Origin of the sequence: Ligilactobacillus sp. (assembly GCF_036846325.1) — a bacterium.
In the GTDB taxonomy this organism is placed as follows: domain Bacteria; phylum Bacillota; class Bacilli; order Lactobacillales; family Lactobacillaceae; genus Ligilactobacillus.
Window position 1 is genome coordinate 1 of record NZ_DAIUCE010000135.1, and the last position, 3,681, is coordinate 3,681.

At 47.3% G+C, this 3,681-nt stretch carries 3 protein-coding genes; all 3 read right to left on the reverse strand.

The window, feature by feature from the left end; genetic code table 11:
• Nucleotides 1-179: 179 nt before the first annotated feature.
• Entirely contained in the window at nt 180-2,210 is a 2,031-nt protein-coding gene (gene metG / locus V7Z60_RS09265; RefSeq protein ID WP_334117534.1) for a methionine--tRNA ligase, read from the reverse strand.
• Nucleotides 2,211-2,308: 98 nt separating this feature from the next.
• Nucleotides 2,309-3,028, reverse strand: coding sequence for an alpha/beta hydrolase (locus V7Z60_RS09270; protein WP_334117532.1), 720 nt, complete (start codon nt 3,026-3,028; stop codon nt 2,309-2,311).
• A gap of 8 nt (nt 3,029-3,036) precedes the next feature.
• A partial coding sequence (locus V7Z60_RS09275) for an NAD-dependent protein deacylase (RefSeq protein ID WP_334117533.1) occupies nt 3,037-3,681 on the reverse strand: 645 nt, incomplete at its 5' end.

Sequence of the window (3,681 nt, forward strand, 5' to 3'; positions counted from 1 at the left end):
ACGACATCCGGCAAATCATTTGCAAATTCTCTTGAATTAATATGCGTATGCGAATCAAATATGTTCATTTGCTGTCCTTTCTCGTCAAATCTCATCACTTAATTATAGCCTAAATCACTCAGTTAATGAAGTTCAACAAAAAAGACCGGACAATCCCGGTCTTTCAAGTATTTCATATTTCAGCCCACAAGCGAACCGGCCGGAATTTCATCAGGCACGGTAATCAGCTTGACCGTCTTGCCTTCATCATATTCAGCCGACAAGAGCATTCCCTGGCTGACCTGTCCCATCATTGTGCGTGGCTGAAGGTTGGTTACGGCAACGACCTTCCTGCCGACAAGTTCTTCCGGATGCTGATACCATTGAGCAATTCCGGAAAGAATCTGGCGATCTCCTTCATCTCCCGCATCCAGGCGGAATTTGAGCAGTTTGTCAGATCCCTCGACCTTGGAAACCTCCTTGATTTCCGCAACCTTGAGTTCGACCTTGTCAAATTTATCAAAGCGGATTTCCTTCTTCGTCAGATTAAGAGTCGTTGTTTCCGGATCGAACTTCCTGGCAGCCTTTTCCGCCATTGCCTTGCGTCCCTTGGCCTTTTCATTCTTGGACATCTTCGACTTGATATATTCGATTTCCTCTTCAACGTCAAGACGAGGGAAAATCGGTGTTCCCTTTTCGACAACCTTGATTCCGGCCGGGAATGCAAAGAAATCCAATCCCTTGATATCCATGTTTTCTTCAGGCAGTCCGAGCTGTTCGAACATCTTCTTCGGTGCATGGGTCATTACCGGCTGAAGCAAGATGGCAATTACGCGCAGACTTGCGGCAAGGTGAGCCAGAACGCTGTCGAGCTCCCCTGACTTTGATTCATCTTTTGCCAATGACCACGGTTCGGTTTCATCGATGTACTTGTTCGTCCTTGAAACAAACTTCCAGAGATTCTCCAGGGCAACCGTAAAGTGTGCCTGTTCGAGTTCGGACTCGTAACCCTTCAGCGCTTCTTCAAAGGCATCTTCAAGGCTCTTGTCAAATGCAGTGACTCCTGAGACAAGTTCAGGCACATTGCCGCCACGATACTTGTTAATCATTGCGACCGTCCGGTTGAGCAGATTTCCAAGGTCGTTTGCCAGGTCGTAGTTAACGCGACTTACGAAGTCTTCCGGCGTGAAGATGCCGTCATTTCCATAAGGAACGGCTCTGATGAGATAATAGCGCAAGGCATCCAGGCCATAGCGTTCCACAATCATTTCAGGATAAACGACGTTGCCTTTCGACTTGGACATCTTGCCGTCCTTCATGAGCAGCCAGCCGTGTCCCAGAACATGCTTTGGAAGCGGAAGGTCAAGCGCCATCAGGATGATCGGCCAGTAGATCGTGTGGAAACGGACGATTTCCTTGCCGACCATGTGAACGTCTGCAGGCCAGTACTTTCTGAAGAGCGAGTCGTCATCGGAGCCGTAGCCGAGCGCTGTGATGTAGTTGCAGAGTGCGTCAATCCAGACATAAATGACGTGCTTTGGGTTGCTTGGAACAGGAACACCCCAGTTGAAGCTGGTACGGGTCAGGGCAAGGTCCTCCAGTCCCGGCCTGATAAAGTTGTTCAGCATTTCATTCTTACGGGTTTCCGGCATGATGAAATCCGGGTGCTCATTGTAGTATTCGACCAGACGATCGGCATATTTGCTCATCCTGAAGAAGTAGCAGTCTTCTTCGACAAGTTCGACTTCGTGACCGGAAGGAGCCCTGCCGCCGATCATCTTGCCGTCTTCATCACGGTAAACTTCGGCCAGCTGTGATTCAGTGAAGTATTCTTCATCAGAAACGGAGTACCAGCCCTTGTATTTGCCAAGGTAGATGTCGCCTTTTTCAAGCAGCTTTTCAAAGATTTTTTCAACTGCCTTGACATGGTAGTCATCCGTTGTGCGAATAAACTTGTCATTGCTGATTTCAAGCAGTTTCCAAAGCTTCTTGATTGATTCCGCCATGCCGTCAACGTATTCTTGAGGAGTCATGTTCAGATCTTCAGCTTTTTCTTCAATCTTCAGGCCATGCTCATCGGTCCCCGTCAGGAAGAAAACGTCAAATCCCTGCAGACGCTTGTAGCGTGCCAGGACGTCACATGCAATCGTCGTATACGAGTTGCCGATATGAAGCTTGCCAGACGGATAGTAAATCGGTGTTGTAATATAGAATGTCGGTTTTTCAGCCATAATCATTCATGTCCCTTCCAAACAATTTTTAAATATCAGATTCTAATTAAAATTTCAGATAATACAAGTATAACATAGAATAAGCTGGAATTTATATGTTATTTTTCGTTCAGCGAATCAAGCCAACCGATCATGATTTCGGCGACCTTTTCTTGTTGCTGCTGCGTTGAAATTCTCGCCTTGTTGTCGCCTTTTTGCGTCGTATATGCGCCGAATCCCGAGTGATTTCCGCCTTGAATGACTTTCTTCACTGCATTTCCAGGCAAAAAACGGTTGTTTTCCTTCAAGCGCTCCTTCTTGATGACGCCGTCACGACTGGCCGTAATCTGCAATACGGGAATTCCGGTCTTCGACAGATCTCCCTTTTCATCAGCATAGCTTGCCATCAAAAAAACGCCTTTCAAATTCTTTTGGTGTTTCCTTTCGGCGGCATATCTGGCCGCGCACACCCCTCCAAGCGAATGCCCGCCAATCACGTAGCCGCCTTTTTTGTCGATCTGATCGGCTCGATTGACTGAAAGCAATGCAAAATCCAGCGGAAAATGCGCAATCGCTACCGGATAGCCGTTTTCAGAAACTTTTTTGGCCCAAACGCCGTAACTTTCAGGTTCAACCAATGCCCCCGGATAAAAAATGACGAGAGGCTTTTTGCTTCCTTCAAAATACGTGAAATTCTTCTTTGACTTTGCGCTTTTTACGGCATCTCTGGCCGGCATTTCAGGATAGTAGACTTGATTTTTCAGCGACAGCAATATCAAGCAGACGATTGCAAAAATCAGACCGACGATTGTCAAACGTTTCCTGCTCTTTTCGGACATGTTATTCCTCACTTCCTTAAATCGACTTCTTCGAAGACTTCTTCGGCATCCCCGATGATCAGCTCTGCATTTTCAGGCAGCGGAATCTTTTCCCTGTTGACCGCCACGATTTTCGCATCCCCTGAAGCATATTCAATCAGGCCTGCGAAAGGATAGACGGCAAGAGACGTGCCACAGACGACAATAAGATCCGCATTCGAAACTATTTCAACTGACCTTTCCAGAACATCTCTTCTGATCGGCTCTTCGTAAAGCACGATGCCGGTTCTCAAAACCCCGCCGCAGCCTTCATGATGCATGTCTTCCAGGTACTTTGACCACTCGACGTCCCGTCCGCATTTCTGGCAGTAAACGTGATACAGACTGCCATGAAACTCAACCAGGTTGTTTTTGGGCGTTCCTGCTTTCAAATGCAGTCCGTCAACATTTTGCGTAATGACGCAGGCGTTCTTTTCCCTGGCGAAAAGTGCCATCTTTTCGTGAATCACGTTCGGCTTTGCCTGCGGATAAAACATCTTTTCCTTGACAAATTGATAATGACGCTCGGGTTCTTTTCTCAGGCAGGTTGCGCTGAGCAAATATTCCGGCGTCTGTCCGTCAGAATAAAGTCCGTTTTTCGAACGATAGTCAGGAATTCCCGAAGCAGTCGAAAC